The organism is Planctomycetota bacterium (genome assembly GCA_035574235.1).
GTDB lineage: Bacteria > Planctomycetota > MHYJ01 > MHYJ01 > JACPRB01 > DATLZA01.
The window spans coordinates 1-18668 of the sequence record DATLZA010000183.1; the positions used below are offsets into that span (position 1 = coordinate 1).

Consider the following 18668-nt stretch of genomic DNA (forward strand, 5'->3'; position numbering starts at 1 on the left):
CCGCCGCGGCCGCCGGCGGCGGCGCGGGAACCTCCGGAATCGGAACGGCCGCCGGACCGGCGTCCGGCAGGCGCGGCGCAAAGGTCTCCGCCGCGACGGCGGCCTCGAGCGGCGCCGGCGCCGGCCGCGGCTGCGGCATGGCCATGCCGATCGTCCGCTCGGCCGGCGGACGCTCCTCCCGCAGCTCGGGCGCAAAGAGGACAACTTCGCGGAACGTCCACTCCTCCTCCCGCTCGGGCCGGCCGGCCGCGGGCCGGTTGACCCAGGCGAGCGCTCCGAAGAGAAGGAGGTTTATCCCTCCGGCCGCCAGAGCCGCGGCCCAGCCGCGGTCCGCCCGGGCCCGGACCGAAGGAGCGGTCCTCACGGTCCCATCTCCTTTCGCGAAGCCAAGGCGACCGTTCGGGCCCCGCCCCGCTTCGCCTCGTCCATCACCCGCACCACCCATTCGGCGGGAGTCCTCCGGTCGGCGACCAGAACGACGCCCGCCCCGGGCTGCCGGGCCAGGCGGCGCGAAACGAGCCCCCGAAGCGTAATCAGATCGATCCGCCGCCCCTCCCAATAGACCTCGCCCGACGGTCCCACGCCTACGAGGATCGCGTGCTTCTCCAGCGGCGCGGCCGATCGCGCCCGGGGCCGCTCCACCTCCAGCCCCGTCTCGCGAACGAAGGTCGTGGTCACCACGTAAAAAAGGAGAAGCGTGAACATGAGATCGATGAGGGGCGCAATCTGAATTTCGGCGCCTCCTCGGGAACGTCCCCGGGCCAGACGAACCGAGCGGATCATGCCGGCCCCCGAACCGCCCTCTCCCGATGCCGCCGAAGTGCGCGCCGTCCTTCGACCGACGCCAGGCGCGCCGCCAGCGCGGTGCGCATCACGAGAAGCGGAATCGCCGCCGCCAGTCCGGCTTCCGTCGTGATCAAAGCCTCCCGGATTCCGCCGGCCAGCAGCCGCGGTTCCCCCGTCCCGTGCGCCCGCAGAACGTCGAACGTCCCCAGCATTCCCGTCACCGTCCCGAGAAGTCCGAGAAGCGGCAGAAGCGCCGCCCGCGACCCCAGCGTCCGCACCTCCCGCGCCGCCCGGGCGGCCTCCCCCGCAAGCCCCGGGTCTTCCGGATCGGCGCTCCGAAAGCGCCGGCGCAGGTCGCGGATCCGGCCCCAGGTCCGGAACGCTCCCCACCAGGCCGCCAGCGAGACCAGCGCGATGGGCCCCATCACGGGTCCTCCGTCCCGGAACAGCATCGAAAGCAGATCCATGAGCCTAGCTCCGGACTTCCTCCCGCGGGATCGAGCGCACCGCCAGGCGATTGATCAGTCCCTGGCCGAACCGCTCCATGTCGGCCAGGATCCGGTCCACGCGGCCGGACAGATGGCTGTGAAAAAGAAGCACGGGAATGGCGACGACGAGCCCCGCCACCGTCGTAATGAGGGCCTCGTAGATGCCGCCGGCCATGATCGCGGGGTCTCCGGAGCCGAGGACCGCGATCCGATCGAACGTCCCCATCATGCCGGTCACGGTGCCCAGGAGACCCAGAAGCGGCGCCACCCCCGCCAGGACCCCCAGAACGCCGAGCGCGCGCTCCAGGCGCGGGAGGGTCCGCAGGATCTCCTCCTGCACGGCGTCTTCCATCGCGGAAACCCCGCCTTGCCGCCGGGCCAGACAGGCGGCCATCATTTCCACGACGGGTCCGCCCCCCTGCGCCGCCAGCCCCTCGGCTTCTTCGAGAGCGCCGCGCTCGCAGGCCGACAGAATCGCCTCCGCCCGGCGTTCGCACGTCCGGCCCCGGCGGCTGAGGAAGACCAGGCGCTCCAGGACCACCCCAAGCGCGAGCGCCGCGACGCCGCCGATCGGGATCATGACCGGGCCGCCCGCGGCCAGCCACGCCCACGTCCCGTCGCGCCCGTACGCGCGCTCCAGGGACATCTCCTGGGTCACGTCCAGAGGAACGCGGACCCGCCCGCCCCCCGCGCGAAGGTCGTCCATCGCGCGCGCGAGAGCCTCCCCGGCCCAGGAGGGAATCCGGGGATTCCAGCGGTATCCCTTCTCGTCCCCCGGCGGAGCGACCGCGAGAGAAACGCCGGACGAAGAGCGTCCCCGCGCGGCGAACAGGCACAGTCCGATCCTCAGGACGTCGACGACTTCGAAGGCTCCCTCGGCGTTCCGGATTCCGGTCTCGAACACCGACGCGCCGTGGATCTCCTCGAGCAGCGAGGCCCACAGCTCGACCAGAGGCTCGAGGTCCGCGGGCTCCGCGGCCGCCTCCAGGCGCGACGCAAGCGCCGCGAGAAGCTCCTTCTGCCGGGCGCGGGCTTCCGACGGAGGAAGCGTATCCAGAAGATCCGAAAGCTTCCCTCGGGCCTCCTCCGCGATCCGGCGGAGTTCCGCGCGCTCCTCCACGAGGGCGGCCTGCGCGTCGCGAAGCCGGGCGCGCCGGCCGCGCAGTTCCTCGAGCGCCGCCTGCTTGCGTCCGAGCGCGGCGGCGCGGTCCACAAGTTCCTCGGCCGCGCGTTCGACGCGGGAGACGGCCTGCGCCAGCTCCCGCTCCTGGGCCTCTTCCTCGCGCGCAAACCGCTCCCGCTCGGCCTCCGCCTCCCGGCGCGCGTCCTCGATCGCCTTCCGGAGGCGCTCCGGAGAGGAAGGTTCCTGAACGCCGAGCAGGACCGACACCGCCAGAGCGATCACCGCCCTGCCTCCGCCCTCGGAACGGCGACCGGAAGAAGGACCAGCCCGGGCGCCTCGCGCCGATCCAGGATCTCGACGGCCCGGCGTACGGCCTCGCGCTCCTCCGGCGAGAGATCCCGTGTCCATCCCTGGGCGGGAAGCCAGAGACCGGCCTCGCGACCGTCTTCCGTGACGAACCCGGCCGCGTGGTGGCCCACGCGGAAGATCCGGGCGTGCCGGAGCCGTCCTTCGCCCACGGGGACCTCGGCCGTCCAGGTTTCCCCCGTCCGCGCGACGCGGATCTCCTCCTCGACATGAGCGGCCAGGCGCCCCAGGAGCGCCGAAACGCCCTCTCCGGGCGCGGCGGGACGAAGGCGGGCGGCCCGGTCCTCCCTCCGATACGGAAGACCCGCCTCGACGTGCGAAAGCGCTCGGACCCGGAGCCGTTCCAGGCCGGGCTCGAGCGTCCGGCGGGCCCGTTCCACGGCTTCCGCCTCCCGGCTCAGGTGCTCCACTTCCGCCCGAATCCCGGCGGATTCCCGGTCGATCTCTTCTTCGCGCCGCCGGAACTCGGCGATTTCCGCGGAAAGCTTCTTCTCGGCGCTCCGGGCCTCCTCCAGGCGCGCCGCCCGCGCGCGCCGGCGCTCGTAGTACGCGGCGCGCTCCTCGCGAAGGGCCCGCACGATCTTCTCGAGCTCCCCGGGCGTGCCGGAGGGCGGAGGATCCTGGCCGGTCGAGACGCCGGCGGCGGCGAGAACCGCCAGCGCGGTCGCGATCCGAAGAGGGCTTTTCATGAGGGTTCCCCGTCGTCCGCGGTGAAACTCGGTTTCATAAAGAGACCCCGGGCCCGCGCCCGTCAAGGGAAATCGCGGGCGCCGCCATCAGAACCCCACCTCGAACCCCACCTGAATCTGCCGGGGAAGGCCCGGCCGCGCGCCGTAGGGGCGGTGGGACACCACGTATTCCTCATCGAACAGGTTCAGCACGTTCACGTAAAGGCGCTGCCTGGAGAACAGGCTCACGAAGGCGGTGACGTCGAAGACGACCCGTGAGGGCACCTTGTGGTAACGGTCCGGATCCCCGCGCCCCGCCTGCTCGCGCATCCACCCGATGTAGTTCGCCAGGAGCGAGACCCCCCAGAACGCCCCCTCCACTCCCGCCGAAAGCGTGAGTTGGTGCTCCGGAAGGTACGGAAGCTCGTCCCCGGATTCCACGTCTCCGAACTGAGGATTGTCGGAGCTGAACGTGGTCCGGAACTCGGACTGCATGAACGTGTAGGCGAGCGTGACCGGAAGCGCCGTCTCCGGGGCGACCTCGAAGCGATGCCCCGCGGCCGCCTCGAGCCCGTAGACGTGCACTTCCCCGCCGTTGAATTGCTCGCCCGTCCCGGACCCTCCCCCCGCGAACGTGTCCTCCGCGGTCAGGTTGTCGTAGTCGTTGAAGAACGCCGTGACGGACGCCCGTGTCCGCTCCCCCGAGAAGAGAAGCCCCAGCTCGTAGTTGACGCTGTCCTCGGGATCCACATCCTCGTCCTGACCCGGAGCCTTCGGGCTGAATCCTCGATGCGCGCCCGCCGACAGGGCCCACCCCTCCGAGAACTCCCACGCCGCCCGCAGGCCGGGCAGCAGGATCCCCGTGAAATCGTCCGATTCCTCCCCCGTCCGGTGATCCTCGAACGCGGCACGGATGAACTCCCCGCGGAGGCGGGGCGTGACCGTGACCGGCCCGAACCGGTGCGTGTACGCCGCATGCAGAGCGGCGGCCTCCGAGACGCCGGTCGTGTCGGTGTTCACGAGCCGGGGATCGCCGTTGAAGACCAGGCGCCCCGCCTCCATGCGGTAGGCGTCTTCCGTGTGGAACCGGACGGCCTCGTCCCGGTGGAGCCGCACGCCCGCCCGGAACGCCTGCCGGATCCGGCGCCGGCCGTCCTCCAGAGCCCAGCGGAATTCCGTCTGGATCCCCTGTGAGACGAACTCGCGATCGTTGGTTCCGATCATCAGGTGCTCGTCGCTGTTGGACGAATCCGCGGCCCCCGTCAGGACCGCGTAATAGACCGCGTTCGTGCCCGCATCCGGGTTGGCCAGCAGCGTGTTGAGATCCGGACCGCTCCGGAAGCGGTTGAGCTTGCGCCAGACGCGCGCGAAGTCGTGATGGTAGACCGCCGTCTCCAGGACCGCGGCGTTCCCCAGCTCCAGCGTGTGAAAGAGCTCCGCCTGAAGGCGATCCCACCGCATGCGGTCGAGCTGGGAACCGCGGTATCGGCGGTAAGGATCGTCCGAAAAGTCCTCGTCCGTAAGGCCCAGGTACGTCTCGTCGGATTCTTCGTCGGAATATCCGAGCTTGAGGACGATCCGGTGCGCCGGTCCGGCGTCGGCCCCGAACCGCAATCCGCCCTTGAACATGGCCTCCGTCTTGACGAAGCCCGTGTCGCCTCCCCCGTCGAGATCCTTGAATCCGTCGGAGGCGATCTGAACGCCTTCCAGGAGGAAACCGAAGGCGGCGGGATCGGACGCCAGCTCGTGTCCCGTCCACAGATGGACCTTGCGATATCCGAAGGATCCGACCGCCACATCGACGTTTCCGGAGAATGCCGTCGGGAGGGGGCGGGTTTTCAGGTTGATCGCCCCGCCCGTCGTGAACGGGCCGTACCCGAGAACCTCGGGACCCATGAAGGCTTCGACTCCGGTCATCCGCGTGGTCAGGGGGAAATAGTAAGCGGCCGGCGCCGAGTAGGGGGCGGGCGCCAGAAGAACGCCGTCCTCCATGAGGGTCACCTTGGCGCTGCGCTCGGTCGAGGTTCCCCGGATTCCGATGTTCGGACGCAACCCGTATCCGTCTTCCTCGCGCAGGTGCACGCCCGGCACCTGGCGGAGCACCCGGTGAATATCGTCATACTCGGTGCGCTCCAGATCGTCGGCCGCCAGCGCGTACGCGGGACGATCCAGCCGGTCGCGCGCGGGCTGGGAGGTCCCCACGACGGTTTCCTCCTCGAGCTCCTGAGTCGGCCCCGCCGGCTCCTGCGGCCGGGACGGAGTTTCGGAGGGGGGCGGCGGCTGGACCTGGGCCGCCAGCGACAGGCCGGCGACAAGCGAAAAAAGAGGAAGCATCGGATTCACCGGGAAACGGTCGGGTTCGCGCGAAGCGGGAGATCGGTCGGTCCCGGAAGGATCCACCGGGCCGCGCCCAGCCCGTCCCGCACCCGGGCCAGGTCCACCGCCGGATCGATCATCAGCCGCGAAGGGCGCCCGTTCAGGGACACCTTCGCCTCGGCCCGGACCTCCACCTCCCCATGCCCCTTCCTCCGCAGGTCCCCGGCGACGTGGTGCGCCAGCTGGAGGATGAGGTCGGGCTGGCCGGACATCTCGAGCTCCTGGCGCGGCGTCAGGTATTCCGACGGGCTCACCTGCCACGACCGCCCGGTCCGCGGGTCGCGCACGTGGTAGGTCACGCTTCCGCTTTTTTCCCGGAGCATCACCTTCCACGCCCAGCGCATCCCCTGTTCATTCCAGAGGACGTCGCCCGGATAAAGCCAGTGGCGGAACGGGAAGAGGACCTGAAACGCCCCGTAGGCCAGAAGGGCGCCTTGCGCCCATCGTGGCGGCGGCCGGGAGACCGCGGAACCGGGCGCAGGCGCCGGCGGCGCGCGCCGGCGAAGGCGGGCCGCGATCCGCGAGGGCCAGTCGGGCTCGAAAAAGAGGGTGGCGTTGATCGCCATGAGGGCCGGGAAAATCCCGATGTCGAACAGAATCTGCGTCAGCCCGTGGAAAACGAGGACCGCCGCAAACGCGAAGGGACGCGTCCGCTTCCAGAGCAGCCACGCGACGATCGTGGTGTCGAAGAGAAGTCCCCCCCAGCTGAAAAGATACGCCGTCTCGGGGAGCGCGAAGAGCGGCCCGAGCACGGGCGTCTCGTCGCGCGCCTTGAGCCAGATCCCGAGAGGCTGGGCGTGGAGAAGCCAGTCGCTTCCGAGCTTGGCGAGTCCCGCGTGCACGTAGACGATCCCGACCTGGAATCGCAGAAGCCAGAGCGTCCAGGCCGGAACCTGCGCGCGCGCCGCGTCCGGCCGGCGCCGCGCGTCGAGCGACCCCCGCGCGTTCATGGGAAGAAACGTCATCAGAAGCGCCAGGAGCGTGACGAGGTAGTAATGGTTGAGATAGTTCGTGACGTCCGTAAGTTCCGCGTAGGCGAAAAGACCCAGAAACGCCGCGATCGCCGCGCGATAGAAAAGCCCCAGAGCCACCAGAAGCGCCGACGCCGCGATTCCCCCGTAGAGAAGCCACATCCCCTCTTCCGGGAGGACCTTCACCCAGCCGAATCCGTAATACTTGAAGTGAAACGCCGGCTGGACGTAGAAGATCTCGATCCAGCCGCTGGCCATGAAGCGGACCGTGCTCAGGAAGAGCAGGGTTCCGAAGAGGATGCGGTAGGCCGCCAGGGATTCGGCCGGGATCGGACGCCCCAGGGCGGCCCGCAGTCTCTCCGCGCGCCCGGGCGACCGGGAGGCGTCCGGAACTCCGGCTTGGGCGGACGTCGTCACGATCCCTTCCTCCGGCGCCTCAATCGTTGTCCCCGGCGCCCGTGTTGGGGACCGAAAGGTTGAGGACGGTCACGAACTGGCTCTTCAGGTGGTCCGTGATGTCCTTGATCGCCGCGTGGGCCGCCTGGACGGAAGAAAGGTCGCTGACGAGGGCGTCCTGAAGCGTGCCGGGGATCGCCTGGACCGCCGCGATCGCCTCGGCGATGTCGGTTTCCATCTCGGCCGCCAGGGCGGGCGCCCCGCGCGCGGTCAGGAAGTCGTCGAAACCGACGCCCGGAGGATCCCCCGGACGGTTCCCGAGGAACATGAACTGAAAGGTTTCCAGGTTTCTCAGGAGGTGTTCTTTGGACGTGGCCGCGGTGGGCGATTCCACGCGGGACGGGTCCACCGTGCCGCCGCTGATCCCGGCGGGCGCTCCGATCTTTTTGTCCTTGACCATCGTGTCGAGGTAGAACATTCCCGCGAAGACGTCGTTGACGGCCGCGTGGGCGGAGGAATAGACCCCGCTCGTCCCGGCGTTGGAGAACTTGCCCGCGAAGTCGTTTCCCGAGGGCGCCCATTCGTCGAGGAGCTGCTGGGCGCGGGCCAGAACGTTTCCGGCGCACGCCGCGGCGTACTCGGCCCGCCGCTGCTCGATCTCCTCCGCCGTCAGCGCGCCCCACGCTCCGTCCGAGTTCGGAGGCACGCCGGAGCCGCAGGCGTTTCCCGTGTCGGCGCGGAAGAGGAGATACTCCAGGGCGTCCAGGCCGTACACGTTGACCAAGCGGGTCTGGAAGAAATCGGCGTCGTTGAATTCGCCGGCGACGACCTCCCGGTCGATGTCGCAGGGGCTCGTCGTGGGCCACGAATAGATGTAGTCCCTCAGGTTCATCCCGGCGACGACTTCGGTGCTCTTGCCCGCGGGACCGAATTGCAGAAGCTCCGCCCGCTGCCAGACGTCCATGGCGTCCTTCCAGGCCTGCCGCGCGGCGGCGCGCAGGTCGGGATCGGCGACGTCGGCGGCGTAGGCGTCGGCCGCCGTCTTCAGGGCCTGCGCCTTGGCCACGAAGTCCTCGTAGACCGGAAGGACCAGATTCGCCGCCAGGTTGGCCAGAAGAGCCTCCCGGTCGAAGGTATCGCCGGCTCCGCCTCCCCCTCCACCGCCGCCCCCGCAGCTCGGAATGATCGCCGCCGCCAGGGCGGGCGCCAGGGCCGTCAACGGAAGTGCGCCGAACTTCGCGCGTGAACGCCGCATCGCGTCACTCCTTGCGAAAAAGCGCCCGGGGGCCGCGGCCGCTCCGCGGCCCCCCGGAGACGCCGGACCTACTGAACCGGGAGGAGCAGCGCGTACGCATCCTCGCTGCCCGAAGAGACCCGCCAGCCGACCAGGAGAGCCTGCGTTCCCGACAGCGCCCCGCCCCAGAACTGGTCGTCCGTATTCGCCCCGAACGGGACGAGATGAGGCGCCGCGCCGTAGGCGGGATCGAGCGTCCCGTCGGCCGCCAGGACCGCGAAAACCGCCTTCCGCGTGGGGCTCGTCCCCGTGGACCCCAGGAGGATCGTTTTCCCCCCCGGCAGGCCCACCGCCGAACGGCAATTCGAACCGACCGCGGGATTCGGCGACGGATTGATGAGGACGGCGCCGATGGACGACCCGCCCCAGTCGAGGTCGCGGTCCCCGCTGCCCGTGTGGAAGCGGAGGGAAACCCAGTCGTTGCGGCTTCCCGTTTCGCGGCCGTAGCCGGCCGTCACGAGGGCGGTGCCGTGAACGGCGAAGCCGTAGATCTCGGTCTGAACGGCCAGGACCGCGTGGTGATAGACGCCTCCGACCGCGAACGACTCCACCAGGTCCCCCGAGGACGTGAGCCGGTAGAGGACCGGCTGAGCGCCCCCGCCGGTGTTGGCGTATCCCGACGCCAGAACGCTCCGGTCCGAAAGAACCGCCAGCGCCCGGGGCGTCGCGTTCGCCTCCCCGATGTCCAGGACGAACTTGCCGTCCCCGCCGCCGAACGACGTGTCCGGAGCCCCGTCCGCCGTCACCCGCACGACGGCGAAATCGGTGTCGGTCCGCGTCGCGCCTTCGTTGCGCTGGAAGGCGTGAAGGTAAATGCGGTCGTCCGTCGGATCGATCGCCAGCGCCCGGGAGCCGTCCTTTCCGACGGGGCCGCCGTCGTCGAGGGCCTCGTTCAGGCTCAGGGACAGCACCCCCGCGGTTCCGAAAGACGAGTCCACGGTGCCGTCCGCGTTCAGGCGCGCCACCGCGACGTCGGTATCGCCCGCCGGCGCCGAGCCGCCCGCGGCGACCGTGGCGGAGACGACGATCTTTCCCGTCGACTGCACCGCCACGTCGATCTCGTCCGCACCGTCGCCCGCCCCCGGGGTGAAGACGAGGCCGGTGACGGCGACGCCGCCCGTTCCGAAGGTCGCGTCGAGGGACCCCGTCGGGAGGATCTTGACCACGACGACCTGCTTCGGGTCGGACGGGCCGGCCGCGGAATACCCGGCCGCGTAGAAACTGCCGCCGGGCCCGGCGGTCGCCGCCATGAGCCGGTCCGGACCCCCCGTGGAAAGCGCAACCGCGAAGGGCGCCGGCGGCACGAACGCCGCGCCGCCGCCCCCTCCGCCGCCCCCGTCCGACGAGCACGCGGGAACGAGCGCGGCGGCGCCCATCAGCCCGAGAAACGACGACAGCCGGAAACGACCGCACGTCCTGAGGATGCGCATCTTGCCCCTCCTTTGCTGGGCCACCGAAACCGAAACCCGTGTCCCTGGCTGGCGACCCCGGAGGGGGCTGGCTGGGGATCCGATAAACGAAATCGGATTTCAAAACAGGATACCCTCGGCGTCCGGGCGGTCAAGGAAAATGAAATCGTATTTCAGAGCGGCGGGCGGACGGCCGGCGGGATCAGAGCCCCACGTAGCGCGCGTAGAGGGAACGGGCCTGCGCGGGATCCTCGGTTCCCTGGACGATCGCCCGCGCGTCCGGAAAAAGGGTGATCTCGAAGCCCTCCCCGGCGAACTTGAGGAGATAGGGATTCCGCCGCACGGACCCCAGCGGGGCGAGCTTGCGCTCGAGATCCGCCAGGTCGAGCGCCGTCTCCCGAGGGGGCAGGATCTGCACGGCCCCGCGGCCGCAGAGGACCGCCTCTCCCCAGGCGGATCCCTCGAGATGCCGGAACCGGCGCGCGCCGCACGCCTCGCAGGCGGGATTGCGCGGCACCCGCAGGATCCGGTGCTCGCCCGTCCACACATCCACCGTCTGGAGCCCCCGGACCGCCGCCTCGCGCCGGCCGGACAGGATCTTGATCGCCTCCGCGGCCTGCAGCGACGCCACGGCCGCCGCGGCGGGGCCCAGGACCCCCGCCGTGTCGCACGTCGGGGCGCTGCCGGGGGCGGGAAGCTCCCCCACCAGGCACGCGAAGCACGGGCCTTCTCCCGGAAAGACGGGCATCGCCATGCCCCAGGCCCCCACGCAGCCGCCGTAGATCCAGGGGCGGCCGAGCTTCACGCAGGCGTCGTTGAGGACGAAGCGCGTCTCGAAGTTGTCGGTCCCGTCCACGACGAGATCCACGTCCCGGACCGTATCCTCGACGTTGGAAAAGCGGACGTCCTGGACGCGGGGATCCAGCCGGACCTCGGAGTTGGCCCGCGCGAGGGCGCGCGCCGCGGCCACGGCTTTCGGGAGCCCCTCGCGGACGTCGTCCTCGCCGTAAAGCGTCTGGCGCTGAAGGTTGTCGAGCTCCACGAAATCCCGGTCGCACAGACGCAGGAATCCCACCCCGGCGCGCGCCAGAAGCGACGCGATCGTGGAGCCCAGCGCGCCCAGTCCCACGAGGGCCACCCGCGCGGCGGCCAGGCGCCGCTGCCCTTCCTCCCCGAGCGGCCGGAAAAGGATCTGCTTGGCGTAGCGCTTCATGGAGCCCCGAACGCGCGCCGCCGGATCGCGCGCGCCCCGAAGGCGGCCCCCGCCAGAACGAGCGCCGCCGCGCCGTACCCGAGCGCCGTGCGTCCCCACCGCGGCCAGGCGTGCTGAAAATCCGCCGCTCCCGTTCCGTAGAGCGCCGGCTCGTGGAGCAGCGCCGTCCCGAAGATCGAATAGCCCGTCACGGCGAAGGGATTCACCTCGAGCGCCCATTCGATCCGCCGCGCGATGGCCTCGCCCGAAAGCCCCGCCTCCTCCGCGTGGCGCACCACGGGTCCGAGGAGGAACACCGTGCTCGTGAGAAAAACCACCGCCAGGCTCGAGACCAGCTGGCAGGCCTCGGGCGGCAGGGCCAGCTCCTCGCCCAGAAGATAGAGGCCCGCGGCGAAGGCCAGGAACGTTCCGAGAAGCGCCGCCAGCGGCCCGAGGGTTCCGGGAACCCCGCCGGCCAGAGCCGCCGCCGCCAGAACGAGAAGGCCCGCGCCCGCCGTTCCCGCCGCCCACGCCGCCCTCCGGAGGGGCGGCCGCCCGGACGTCAAGGCCAGGGCCGCCGCCACGCCCAGCCCGAGCAGGAGGGGCGCCAGGTAGGCCATCGTCCGGAACCCCGCGGGAATCGCGGCCATGGCGACAGAATATCCGATTTCCGGCGCCGGTCCAACACCGGGCGGTGCCCCGTCATTCGGGACCGTTCGCCGCGCGCAGATAAAGGAGCAGCCGCTCCTTCTCCGAAGGCTTCAGCCGCACCTTGTTGAGCCGGGTCATCTCCTCCACCTCGGCCACCCACGCCTCATCGGAATATCGATCCACCGGGAAAAGAGCGTGGCAGCCGGAACATCGGTCGACGTACAGACGACGCCCCTCGCGCAGCTGCGCCAGCAGCTCGCCGTCCCCACCCGCCATCCGCGCGTCCGGCTCGGGAATCCCACCGACGCAACCGGCCGCACTCAAGGACAGGAGAACCGCCGCGAGACCCTTCATGGCTCAGAAGGTCACTCCGAAGATCAACCGGACCTCGTACTTTTCGTGATCGTCCAGGATAAGCCCCCGGTGATCCTGCAGATCCACCTGCTTGAGCGCGGTCACGGTAAGCCACCACCGCGCCGTCGAAACATGGACGTTCGGCCCCACAAAGTACGCCGTGTGTTCGGAATGGGCGAGATTATGTTCCCACTCCGTGTGGCTTACCGCTTCGATCCCCGCCGCCCATCCGGGCAACACTTCATAGGAAACTCCGGCCGTGTGCGAAAGAACGAACTCGCTGGCCCATTCCTCCTCGCCCCCGGGCTCCTCCTCTTCTTCCCGCTCCCATTCGAAAATCAGATTGTAGGCCAGGACCCAGGGACCGACCTGCTTGCTCAGGACCGCCTTGGTTTCCAGTTCGAATTCCTCGCCGGCCGCCCATTCGAAATAAAGAAGGCTTCCCACGGGATCCGCCACCGGATCGGTCAGCTTGAACTTCCACTCATTGGAAACCGTCTCGACCTCCACTTCATGCTCGTTGTCAAGACCCGGGACATCGCGAACCGCCTCGTATTCCCAGTTGAGATAAAGGGCCGCCGTGAGCCGGTCGAGAACTCCGTATTCGATTTCCTCGCGAAGATCCCAGCTCCGAAAGACTCCGGCGTCCTTGCGCGCCCGCAGCGTGGCCCACTGTTCGAATTCCCAGACCCCCTGCGGAAGCGTCTTGGCCTCGTAACTGTAGGTAAACCGGCGTTCGTCCGCGTCCGCCGAACGCGCGACCGCCGCCACGAGACCGATTCCGACCGCCCAGGCGAGCGCCTGACGATGCATCCTTCTGCCCTCCCTTTCCTTCGTAAATTCCTTCCGCCTTCCTGGCCCTCTTATCCAGGGGCCACGATCCGGAACGCCCCCGCGGCCGGGTCGCAGCAGGCCCCCCGCGGAATCGGCCGCCCGTGCGGACACTCCGCCGGGTGCCGCAGAAATTTGCAGATCGACTCCGTCACTTCCGGCGACAGCACATGCTCGAACACGCAGGCGTTCGACTCGATCTGATCGTTCGAGCGGATCTGGAACGCGTCGCGGAACAGGCATTCGGCCAGACGGTGCCGGCGGATGATGTCCCGCGCGCGGGCGGCCCCGGCCTCCGTGAGCGCGAAGCCGCCGTTTTCCTCCCGGACCAGCCCCCGCGCCTCCATCCCCAGAAGCACGCTCCGGTTGTCGAGCAGGTTCGGGCTGTCCGCGCAGGCGTTGGGCCCCCCGGCCGCCTCCCGGCGCTCCCAGAGCTGCTGCAGGACGTCGTCGAAGAGCTCCTCCTCCTCCTTCGAGGAACGCTCCTGGGCGCGCACCTGCCCGTGCCGCAGCTCCAGCCGGCGGTGGGCCAGGCGCGCCACCTCCGGGGAATGCGTCACGAGCACGATCGTGTGCCCCGCGTTGTGCAGCCGCGTCAGAAGCCCCAGCACCACCGCCGCGTTCTCCTCGTCCAGATTCCCCGTGGGCTCGTCGGCCAGAAGGATCTTGGGATGATTCACGAGCGCGCGCGCCACGCAGACGCGCTGCTGCTCGCCCCCCGACAGCTGCCCCGGCAGATGATGCAGCCGGTGCCCCAGCCCCACCTCGACGAGCGCCTGCTCCGCCTCCGCGCGGTCGGCCGTCGAGTGCAGGTACTGCGCCAGCATCACGTTCTCGAGCGCCGTGAGATAGGGCACGAGATGAAACTGCTGGAAAATGAGCCCCACGTTCTCCCGACGAAAGACCGCCAGCTCCCCCGACCCGAGTTTGGAAACGTCCTGCCCCGCGATCACGATCTCCCCCGCCGTGGGCGTGTCCAGGCACCCCAGGAGGTGAATGAGCGTGGACTTTCCGGATCCGGAAGGCCCCGTGACCGCCACCCACTCGCCTTTTTCGAGGGTGAAGGAGACGTCCCGCAGCGCCAGCACCGCGCCGTAGCGTTTCGAGACGTTGCGGACGCTCACGAGGCTCACGGATCTCACTCCCCCCGGAGGGCTTCCGCGGGATGCACCCGCAGAGCCCTCCGCATCGGAACGATCGCGGCCAGAGCGGACGCCAGCGCGCACGCCCCCGCCCCCGCAACCGCCGCCTCCGGCCGAAGCCCGCCCGCCGCGCCGAAGACGCTCCGGCTGAGCCCGGCCGCCAGAAGGAACCCCACCGCGGCTCCCGCCGCCACGCCGAGCGCCAGGACCGCTCCCACCTGCGCGGCCACGAGCCGCGCCACCGCGCCGTCTCCCGCGCCCAGGGCCCGGAGAAGCCCGATTTCCCGGCGCCGTTCCGCCACCGCCGCCGCCAGGGAAAGCGCCATCGCCGCCCCGCCCGTGGTCAGCACGAGCAGCGCCACCCCGGCCAGAATGCCGCGGACCTTCCCCAGAACGGCCGCCTCCTTCGCCACCGCCGCCGGAATCGTCCGCGCGCGCACGGTGCGGCACTCCCGGCCGATCCGCGCGACCGCCGCTTCGAGCGCCTCCGGCGTCCCCGGGACCGCCAGCTCCACCCGATCCGGACGCTCCAGAACCGCCGCCAGGACCTCGGGCAGAAGGGCGCGCGCGCGAAGGACCTCCTCCGGCGCCATGACGGCGGCGCCCCGCGCCGGCTCGAGAATCACGTTGGGACCGCTCCGGCGGAAGTCCCGGGCCACCCGGTCGGCCGCCTCGAGCGAAAAATTCGCCGCCGCCGTCACCAGCGCCGCCGGCACAAGGACCGCCGCCACCGCCGGCGCCAGCCGCGCGCGGCTTCCCCACAGCGATCCGGCCACCAGGCGTCCGAACATGTCCTCAGACCTCGTGCAGAACCCGGACGGGCTCCAGCGAAAGAAGCCGGCGCAGCGGCCAGGCCGTCCCAAGCCCGACGATGAGAAGCGAGGCCGCGAGCGTCACAAGATAAAGCGCCCCCGACGCCGGCGGAGCGCTTCCGAAGAGCGCCCGACTCATCGCCTGCGACGCCCCGGCCGCCACCAGCCACCCCAGGGCGCTCCCCGCCAGGGCCAGAACGAGCGCCTCGGCGAGGAAGATCCCCGCGACCGTCCCGTTCGTCGCGCCCAGCGCCTTGAGCAGCCCGACCTCGTGGCGCCGCTCCCAGACGGCCGCCGTCATGGCCGCCAGGACCGAAAGGGCCGCCGCCGCCACCGCCGACGCCGCCAGAGCCCAGAGCGCCGCGTCCACCTTTTCGAGAAGCGCCCCCTCCGCCTCGGCCACCCGGCGGATCACCCGCGCCTGGGCGTCCACCGCCGCCGCGAAATCCCGCGCCACGTTGACGGCGAACGGCGTGCAGAGAAACCTCTCCACCTCCCGGTCGGAAAACGCCTTCGCGCGACTCTCGAAAAGACGGAACCGCTCCGTGTCCGGCGTCACGAGCGCGCTCACCAGAACGCGCGTGGCCTTGCCGGGCCGCCCCAGGATCTCCTGCGCCCGGGGGAGCGGAACGACCACCGCCGCATCCTCGGGACCGCCGGTCGCGACCGTTCCCGTGACCTCGAGCGTCCGGCCGCCCACGACCACCCGGTCCCCGGGACCCCACCCCAGCGACACGCCCGCCAGGACCCCCGGACGGCCCTCGATCCTCCAGGACGGATCCGGATCGCGCCCGAGAAGGACGATCCCGTCCACCTCGGCGCGCAGCTCGGGAGTCACCCGGCGGATCTGATGGCGCCACCGGCACTCCTCTCCGCGGAGCGCCTCCAGGCGGGAAAGCTCGATCTCGCCGGAGGGGTCGAAAATTTCAATGTTCGCGTCGAAGCGCCGCAGCTCCTCGCCCAGAAGATCCCCCACGTGAAGAAAGAGCATGACGAGCCCCCCGGCCGCCCCCGCGCCCAGCGCCACCGAGGCGACGACCGCGAGCTTGGCCCGCGGGCGCCTCCGGAGGGATTCCGCCACGATCCGCGCGACCATCACCGCCCGCCTCCCTCGCGGAGCGCCCTTTCGCATTCCGGCATCCGGCAGTAGGGACGTCCCCCGTGGCGGCCGCCCGCCTCCGCCAGATCGAACTTCATCCGGCAGACGGGGCAGACGGCCGTCAGCCGCTGCCCGGTCTTGAAGAGGGCCTCGTGAGCCGCGAGGGATTCCGTCCGCAGCACGAGCGCGTCTCCGCGGCGCTCGTGGCGGACGGGAACGGGGTTGCATCCGCCGCCCTGGCCGATCGTGGGGGCGTTGATCTCCGCGACGCAGTTGCGGCAGATCAGGCGGTCGAGCACCTGCACGTATCCCCAGTCGTTGCAGATCGTGCAGGCGTCCATGGCGGTGCCGTAGGTCTCGGGATCCTGTCCCGTGCGAAGAACGAGGAAGCGCAGGAGCTTCTCCCCGAAGGGGACGGCGAACCGGTGGAGGCGTCCGTCGGAGACGCGGGCCACCGGAACGGAGATCTCCTCGGCGGCCGGAAAGATTTCCTCGACGGGCGAAAGTTCCAGGCTGCGGGACTGATCCGCGTAGGCCCAGCCGAGCGCTCCGACGGCCAGGAGCGCCAGCGCGGCGAAGCAGAGGCGCGCGGCGCGCTCGGCGCGGACGCGGGCGCGCTCCTTGCGCTCCTCGGCGGGATGGGCGGGCGCGGCCGACGGGGCCGGCGCGGCCGGCCGGCGAAGGACCAGCGCGAAGGGGAGCGCCAGCACGGCGATGACGAAGAGCGCCCCGTGCTTCATGAGGGGACCGACGGCGCGCATGTACGTCTCGCCCGAGGGCAGGTCGCCGGACTCCGCGAACTCGTGGATGCCGGCCGCCACGAGCTGGAAGGCGAAAAGCGCCAGGATCAGGGTCGTGACGCCGAAGAAGCGCCGAAGATCGACGCGGTAGGTGCCGCGGAAGAAGGCCACGGCCAGGGCCACGGCCATCGCCAGCCCTCCGAGCGCGCCGACGACCGAAAGGATCGACTCGGTCGAGAACTGGGCGGCCAGGAGAAGGAGAACCGTTTCGACGCCCTCGCGCAGGACCATAAAGAACGTGAAAAGGAAGATTCCGGCCTTGGACCCGCCGAGGAGGGCCCCCAGGCGTTCCTCCGTATGTTCCTTGAGGCGCCGTCCGTGGCGCCACATCCAGACGAGCAGCCAGATCACGAGCGCCGCGGAGACGAGAAGCACGACCCCTTCGGCGCGGCCTTCGGGATCGAAGTTCGTGGCCTGGATCGCGGCGGCGAGCCCCACCGAAACCGCGACCGCCACGGTCACCCCCCAGCCGACCGTGCGGAACAGATCGGCGCGCCCGGCCTTCCGAAGAAAGGCCAGGGCGATTCCGACGACCAGACACGCCTCGACCCCCTCGCGCAGGGTGATGACGAAGGCTTCGATCATGGACGTCGCTCCTGCACGGGGATTTCCCTCCGGGAGCGACCGGCCTTCGGGCGGGGCCTCCGGTCGCGGCATTCCTCGCAGTACCCGAAGATCTTGTGGCTGTGGTAGACGGGGGTGAACCGGTGCCGGGCGACCACCTGGTCCTGAAGGCGCTCGATGGCCTCCTCGGCGAACTCGATGACCTTGCCGCAGGCGATGCAGTACAGGTGGTCGTGGTGCGCCCGGCCGACCATGGGCTCGTACAGGCGCTTGCGCCGGTCGAAGTCGTGGCCGTCGATGAGACCCGAGCGGCTGACGACGGCCAGGGTGCGGTACACGGTGGCCTTGGAAACGGGGGTGCGGTCGCGCCGCAGGAGTTCCAGGAGCTCGTCCGCGGCCACGTGGCCCCGGACGGAGAGGAGTTTCTCGACCACGCGCCGGCGGGGCCCGGTCAGGCGCAGGCCGCGGGAGCGCATGAAATTTTCGATGGCGCGGAGGCGCTCGTCCATAAATTGAAACTGAGACTCAGTCTCAACTCAGGGTACCTTTCGCCGCCCGTCGTGTCAAGGTTCCCGGCGATGCGGATCCGGCCGGAGGCGCCCGCCGAAAAAAAAGCCCCGCCGGCGGGCGGGGCCGAAAATGCGCGTTCCGGAATCCGGCCTTAGATCGGCGAGCGGCGCTTGGCGAAGCAGTCGCTGCAATAGACCGGACGGTCCCCCCGCGGCTTGAACGGAAGCTGGGCCTCCTTGCCGCATTCCGCGCAAATGGCGGGGAAGAACTCGCGCGGCCCGCCGGAGCCGCCGCCTCCTCGAGGACCGCCTCCCCCTCCGCCCCCGCCGCCCTTGCGCTGCCGCTTGGCCTCACGGCACGGACCGCACCGCTTCGGCTCGTTCTGGTACCCCAGCGACCGGTGCAGCTCCTGCTCGCTGGCCGTGTAGGTGAACTCGGCCCCGCACTCCATGCACTTCAACGTCTTGTCGGTAAAAGACGACATAGAACGCACCCTTTCCAAACGCGAACCGACCACCCGTACCACCCCGCCGCCCGCCGGCCTTCTCCTCCTTTCCGCGGCCGATCCCCCGAAACAAAAAAAGCCCGCCCGGCGCTCCTGCGCCCGGACGGGAATCCGATGTCCGAATCCAGGATCATGCCGAAACGCGCGTCCGGAGGGATACTGCCGACGGACGACGCGCGCGCCGGGAAGGAATGGAACCGACCGCGATGCGCAGCGCCACCTGACCCTTCCATGGCCGCGACGGCCCGCCCCCGCGGAATCCGCCGCGGCCCCCCTTTCCTACCTATGGGCCGCCCATGAAATTATACGGCGCCCCCTCCCCCCGTCAAGG

The 18668-nt window shown here is 70.3% G+C and carries 19 protein-coding genes and 1 pseudogene; all 20 read right to left on the reverse strand.

The features are described from left to right. The coding region (locus VNO22_17060) for a hypothetical protein (GenBank protein HXG63084.1) at positions 1-364 on the reverse strand (364 nt) is incomplete at its 3' end. Then, positions 361-783 carry a biopolymer transporter ExbD gene (locus VNO22_17065; protein HXG63085.1) on the reverse strand — a complete coding sequence of 141 codons (423 nt, stop codon included), beginning with the start codon at positions 781-783 and terminating at the stop codon, positions 361-363. The genes VNO22_17060 and VNO22_17065, both read right to left, overlap by 4 nt. Next, entirely contained in the window at positions 780-1253 is a 474-nt protein-coding gene (locus VNO22_17070) for a MotA/TolQ/ExbB proton channel family protein (GenBank protein HXG63086.1), read from the reverse strand. Before VNO22_17070 ends, VNO22_17065 begins: the two co-directional genes overlap by 4 nt. A gap of 4 nt (positions 1254-1257) precedes the next feature. Continuing rightward, positions 1258-2679, reverse strand: coding sequence for a MotA/TolQ/ExbB proton channel family protein (locus VNO22_17075; GenBank protein ID HXG63087.1), 1422 nt, complete (start codon positions 2677-2679; stop codon positions 1258-1260). Beyond that, positions 2676-3452 (reverse strand): DUF3450 family protein, encoded by a 777-nt coding sequence (locus tag VNO22_17080; protein HXG63088.1) that lies wholly within the window; start codon positions 3450-3452, stop codon positions 2676-2678. Before VNO22_17080 ends, VNO22_17075 begins: the two co-directional genes overlap by 4 nt. A gap of 87 nt (positions 3453-3539) precedes the next feature. After that, complete coding sequence (locus tag VNO22_17085; GenBank protein ID HXG63089.1) at positions 3540-5765, reverse strand: TonB-dependent receptor; 2226 nt, start codon at positions 5763-5765, stop codon at positions 3540-3542. A 5-nt stretch (positions 5766-5770) separates the two neighbouring features. Then, positions 5771-7195 (reverse strand): HTTM domain-containing protein, encoded by a 1425-nt coding sequence (locus VNO22_17090; protein ID HXG63090.1) that lies wholly within the window; start codon positions 7193-7195, stop codon positions 5771-5773. Positions 7196-7214: 19 nt separating this feature from the next. Beyond that, entirely contained in the window at positions 7215-8429 is a 1215-nt protein-coding gene (locus VNO22_17095) for an imelysin family protein (GenBank protein HXG63091.1), read from the reverse strand. A gap of 68 nt (positions 8430-8497) precedes the next feature. Next, the gene (locus VNO22_17100; GenBank protein ID HXG63092.1) at positions 8498-9898 is read right to left on the reverse strand and encodes a hypothetical protein; all 1401 of its coding nucleotides are present in this window, start codon (positions 9896-9898) and stop codon (positions 8498-8500) included. A gap of 181 nt (positions 9899-10079) precedes the next feature. Continuing rightward, positions 10080-11090, reverse strand: a complete 1011-nt coding sequence (locus tag VNO22_17105; GenBank protein HXG63093.1) for a ThiF family adenylyltransferase — start codon at positions 11088-11090, stop codon at positions 10080-10082. Next, positions 11087-11719: a hypothetical protein gene (locus tag VNO22_17110; protein ID HXG63094.1), complete on the reverse strand. Its 633-nt coding sequence runs from the start codon at positions 11717-11719 to the stop codon at positions 11087-11089. Before VNO22_17110 ends, VNO22_17105 begins: the two co-directional genes overlap by 4 nt. A gap of 52 nt (positions 11720-11771) precedes the next feature. After that, a complete protein-coding gene (locus tag VNO22_17115) occupies positions 11772-12074 on the reverse strand; it encodes a hypothetical protein (GenBank protein HXG63095.1) in 303 nt (100 codons plus the stop codon). 3 nt (positions 12075-12077) lie between these two features. Further along, a complete protein-coding gene (locus VNO22_17120) occupies positions 12078-12887 on the reverse strand; it encodes a DUF6662 family protein (protein HXG63096.1) in 810 nt (269 codons plus the stop codon). A gap of 50 nt (positions 12888-12937) precedes the next feature. Further along, complete coding sequence (locus tag VNO22_17125; GenBank protein HXG63097.1) at positions 12938-13252, reverse strand: iron dependent repressor, metal binding and dimerization domain protein; 315 nt, start codon at positions 13250-13252, stop codon at positions 12938-12940. A gap of 123 nt (positions 13253-13375) precedes the next feature. Continuing rightward, positions 13376-14038, reverse strand: a pseudogene (locus VNO22_17130) (ABC transporter ATP-binding protein). A 5-nt stretch (positions 14039-14043) separates the two neighbouring features. Next, positions 14044-14838 carry an ABC transporter permease gene (locus VNO22_17135; protein HXG63098.1) on the reverse strand — a complete coding sequence of 265 codons (795 nt, stop codon included), beginning with the start codon at positions 14836-14838 and terminating at the stop codon, positions 14044-14046. A gap of 4 nt (positions 14839-14842) precedes the next feature. After that, positions 14843-15955, reverse strand: coding sequence for an ABC transporter permease (locus VNO22_17140; protein HXG63099.1), 1113 nt, complete (start codon positions 15953-15955; stop codon positions 14843-14845). After that, positions 15955-17343: a Fe-S-containing protein gene (locus tag VNO22_17145; GenBank protein ID HXG63100.1), complete on the reverse strand. Its 1389-nt coding sequence runs from the start codon at positions 17341-17343 to the stop codon at positions 15955-15957. The genes VNO22_17140 and VNO22_17145 overlap by 1 nt, the downstream gene beginning before the upstream one ends. Further along, the gene (locus VNO22_17150) at positions 17340-17831 is read right to left on the reverse strand and encodes a Fur family transcriptional regulator (GenBank protein ID HXG63101.1); all 492 of its coding nucleotides are present in this window, start codon (positions 17829-17831) and stop codon (positions 17340-17342) included. Before VNO22_17150 ends, VNO22_17145 begins: the two co-directional genes overlap by 4 nt. A 152-nt stretch (positions 17832-17983) precedes the next feature. Continuing rightward, entirely contained in the window at positions 17984-18316 is a 333-nt protein-coding gene (locus VNO22_17155) for a CxxC-x17-CxxC domain-containing protein (protein HXG63102.1), read from the reverse strand. Positions 18317-18668: the final 352 nt, after the last annotated feature.

Excerpts from the sequence above, each read along its gene's own strand:
- VNO22_17110 (HXG63094.1), bottom strand. The coding sequence starts at position 11,719 with ATGGCCGCGATTCCCGCGGGGTTCCGGACGATGGCCTACCTGGCGCCC.
- VNO22_17095 (HXG63091.1), bottom strand. The coding sequence starts at position 8,429 with ATGCGGCGTTCACGCGCGAAGTTCGGCGCACTTCCGTTGACGGCCCTG.
- VNO22_17070 (HXG63086.1), bottom strand. The coding sequence starts at position 1,253 with ATGGATCTGCTTTCGATGCTGTTCCGGGACGGAGGACCCGTGATGGGG.
- VNO22_17140 (HXG63099.1), bottom strand. The coding sequence starts at position 15,955 with ATGGTCGCGCGGATCGTGGCGGAATCCCTCCGGAGGCGCCCGCGGGCC.
- VNO22_17105 (HXG63093.1), bottom strand. The coding sequence starts at position 11,090 with ATGAAGCGCTACGCCAAGCAGATCCTTTTCCGGCCGCTCGGGGAGGAA.
- VNO22_17155 (HXG63102.1), bottom strand. The coding sequence starts at position 18,316 with ATGTCGTCTTTTACCGACAAGACGTTGAAGTGCATGGAGTGCGGGGCC.
- VNO22_17145 (HXG63100.1), bottom strand. The coding sequence starts at position 17,343 with ATGATCGAAGCCTTCGTCATCACCCTGCGCGAGGGGGTCGAGGCGTGT.
- VNO22_17080 (HXG63088.1), bottom strand. The coding sequence starts at position 3,452 with ATGAAAAGCCCTCTTCGGATCGCGACCGCGCTGGCGGTTCTCGCCGCC.
- VNO22_17135 (HXG63098.1), bottom strand. The coding sequence starts at position 14,838 with ATGTTCGGACGCCTGGTGGCCGGATCGCTGTGGGGAAGCCGCGCGCGG.
- VNO22_17085 (HXG63089.1), bottom strand. The coding sequence starts at position 5,765 with ATGCTTCCTCTTTTTTCGCTTGTCGCCGGCCTGTCGCTGGCGGCCCAG.
- VNO22_17065 (HXG63085.1), bottom strand. The coding sequence starts at position 783 with ATGATCCGCTCGGTTCGTCTGGCCCGGGGACGTTCCCGAGGAGGCGCC.
- VNO22_17100 (HXG63092.1), bottom strand. The coding sequence starts at position 9,898 with ATGCGCATCCTCAGGACGTGCGGTCGTTTCCGGCTGTCGTCGTTTCTC.
- VNO22_17150 (HXG63101.1), bottom strand. The coding sequence starts at position 17,831 with ATGGACGAGCGCCTCCGCGCCATCGAAAATTTCATGCGCTCCCGCGGC.
- VNO22_17125 (HXG63097.1), bottom strand. The coding sequence starts at position 13,252 with ATGGAGGCGCGGGGGCTGGTCCGGGAGGAAAACGGCGGCTTCGCGCTC.
- VNO22_17115 (HXG63095.1), bottom strand. The coding sequence starts at position 12,074 with ATGAAGGGTCTCGCGGCGGTTCTCCTGTCCTTGAGTGCGGCCGGTTGC.
- VNO22_17120 (HXG63096.1), bottom strand. The coding sequence starts at position 12,887 with ATGCATCGTCAGGCGCTCGCCTGGGCGGTCGGAATCGGTCTCGTGGCG.